Source organism: Microbacterium sp. P5_B6 (assembly GCF_056400345.1).
In genome coordinates, this window is the sequence record NZ_JBFULL010000055.1 from 1 (window position 1) to 2867 (window position 2867).

General features: G+C 71.0%; 2 protein-coding genes. Both read right to left on the minus strand.

The features are described from left to right. Positions 1 to 63: 63 nt before the first annotated feature. Positions 64 to 2688: a DUF4062 domain-containing protein gene (locus AC1DP3_RS18090; protein ID WP_477295723.1), complete on the minus strand. Its 2625-nt coding sequence runs from the start codon at positions 2686 to 2688 to the stop codon at positions 64 to 66. Then, the coding region (locus AC1DP3_RS18095; RefSeq protein WP_477295725.1) for a hypothetical protein at positions 2682 to 2867 on the minus strand (186 nt) is incomplete at its 5' end. The genes AC1DP3_RS18095 and AC1DP3_RS18090, both read right to left, overlap by 7 nt.

The following is a 2867-nucleotide window of genomic DNA, read 5'->3' on the forward strand; positions in this document are numbered from 1 at the left end:
GGGTCGAGCTGACGAAGACCCGGATCCGCTGATCGGGCGTGCGGATCACGGGCCGGTGACGGCTCACCATGGCGCGAGCGCTTCCCGCAGCGATTCGTCGGCATCCGGGAGGGCCACCGCGAACGCCTCGGCGATGCTCATGTCGGCGCCCGCGCGCTCGCCCGCGGCAACCGCCTCGGGGTCGGATTCGCGCACTTCCTCCAGCGGCTGCGCGTTCACCGCCAGCCCTTCGACGTCGAACATGCCCACACGCTGGCGGATCGACTCCGTCACGGCAGCGAGTGCGCCGGCCCGCCACGCATCGCCCTGGATCGCCGCGATGGCGCTCATCCCCTCGAGTGCGTACTGCGCCCCCTCGTCGTAGTGCAGGAGCGCCGCGAGCTCGAGCCCCGTGCGGTAGCCGCGCTCGGCCGCCGCGGTGTCGCCCGCGAGCAGGTCCATCCGCGCGACGTTGTTGCCGGCCACGATCTGCATGAAGGGATCCTGCCGGTCCACGGCGATCGCGAGCGCCCGCTCGAAGTGCTCGCGACCATCGGCGAACGCGCCGCGGGCGAGGGCGAGAAGACCCAGGCCGACATCGGCGAGCGACTCCGTCCACCAGTCCCCGAGGTGGTGCAGGTCCTCCCTCGCGTTCCTCAGATCCTTCTGCGCGGCGTGCATATCGAGATCCGGGAAGCGCATCCGCGTGCTGCCGCGCGCCGCCAGCGCCGTCGCCGACGCCTGTTCGTCACCGCTCTCCTCGAAGAGGCGCGCGGCTTCGCCCAGGCCCGAGATCACCTGCTCGCTCGGACGCCGCCACATCTCACCCCAGACCGTGAAGAAGGCGGCGATGGCCTTGGTGCGCGTGGAGATGGGCCTCTCCTTCTCGAGGAGCTCCAGCATCCACAGGCGGACCTCGCTGAAGAAGCCCGAGATCCACCAGTAGACGAAGAGGTTCCACGCGAAGTCTCCGGCGTCATCGAGCCGGTCCGTGTAGACGAGGTGCCGGACCGCCGCCCGCAGGTTCGACAGTTCGAGTCCGAGCAGCCGGACGGTCGCCCCCTGGCGCGCGCCGCGGAGGTCGGGCACCGCGCTGCGGACGAGCTCCGCGTAGTAGTCCGCGTGCGCGCGCCGCATCGCGTCCGCCTCGCCGCGCGCCTTGAGCCGGCCCAGCGCGTACTCCCGGACGATCGCGAGCAGGGAGAAGGTCGAGCGGCCGCCGATATCGGCCTGCTTCACGAGCGAGGCGTCGACCAGGCCGCTGAGGGCGTCGAGCACCTGGCCCTCCCAGGTTCGGCCCGCGCTCATCGCCTCGACGGCTTCGAGGGTGAACCGGGTGGCGAAGACCCCGAGGTCTTCGAGCATGTCCCTCTCGACCTCGCGCAGCAGCCCCATGCTCCAGTCGATCGCGGCGCGCATCGTGCGGTGACGCTCCGGCAGATCGCGCGAGGGCGCGCTGAGCAGTGGAAGGCTCTGGCCCAGCCGGGCGTCGATCGCCGACGGCTGGAGCGCGCGCACCTTGGCTGCTGCGAGCTCGATGGCGAGGGGCAGGCCGTCGAGGCGGCGGCAGATGCTCACGACGTCCGCGACATTCGCCTCGGTGAGCTCGAATCCGGGCTTGACCGCTCGGGCTCGATCGAGGAACAGCGCGACGGCGGCCGAGTGCCGTGCGCGGTTCAGCGTCGCAGGCTCGTGGCGCGCGGGAGCCGACAGCGGCTGGACCTCGTACACGCGCTCCCCGCGGATGCGCAGCACGATGCGGCTGGTGACGAGGAAGGTCGCGGTGGGGAGCGCCGAGTACAGCCGGACGAGATCGGTTGCCGCCTCGACGATCTGCTCGAAGTTGTCGAGCACGATGAGCACGCGCCTGCCGGCGAGCGCCTGCGCGATGCGGTCCTGGAGGTCGGCGGCCCCGCTGTCACGCACCCCGAGCGAGTAGGCGATCGTCGGAAGCATCAGCCCTCGCTCCAGGACCCCCTCGAGAAGGACGAAGTAGACCCCGTCGGGGAACAGGTCGGCGCTGGTCCTCGCGACCTCGATCGCGAGACGGCTCTTCCCGATCCCGCCGGGGCCCACCAGGCTCAGGACGCGCTCGGCGCCGTCCGCGAGGAGGTCGTGGACGGCGCGGACGTCCTCCTCCCGTCCGATGGTCTCGGTGTAGGGGGCAGGCACATGGCCCGGGCCCGCGCCCGGCTCCTCGTCTGCGTCGTCCGCCCACTCGCCGCCGGCTGCGTCGAATCGTTCGGCGAGGAGGGTGGCGAGGTCGTCGGTGATGCGTTCTTGGAGTTCTTCGGCGGTGTGGAAGGGGAGGTAGGCGGCGTGGTCGTCGGTCTGGATGCGGGTGATGAGGGTCTGGAGGCGTTCGTCGCGGTGGTCGGATGCCTTGATGTAGATGAGTTTCGGCATCGTGGCGGGGGCGAGGTCGTATTCGTCCTGGAGGCCGGAGATCTGCTCGTCGGGGGCGACCCAGCCGTAGCTCTCCCAGTAGATGCCGATGAAGATGTCGCTCTGCTCGAGGTAGGAGCGGTAGAGGTCGCGGGGTGGGTGGGGGCGGGCGCCGAGTTCGAACATGACGGGGGCCAGGCGCATGCGTTCGATCGCGGCACGCACTGCGCGTCGTTCGTCGGCGAGCTCGCGCAGGGTCGAGCTGACGAAGACCCGGATCCGCTGATCGGGCGTGCGGATCACGGGCCGGTGACGGCTCACCATGGCGCGAGCGCTTCCCGCAGCGATTCGTCGGCATCCGGGAGGGCCACCGCGAACGCCTCGGCGATGCTCATGTCGGCGCCCGCGCGCTCGCCMGCGGCAACCGCCTCGGGGTCGGATTCGCGCACTTCCTCCAGCGGCTGCGCGTTCACCGCCAGCCCTTCGACGTCGAACATGCCCAC

Excerpts from the sequence above, each read along its gene's own strand:
- AC1DP3_RS18090 (WP_477295723.1), bottom strand. The coding sequence starts at position 2,688 with ATGGTGAGCCGTCACCGGCCCGTGATCCGCACGCCCGATCAGCGGATC.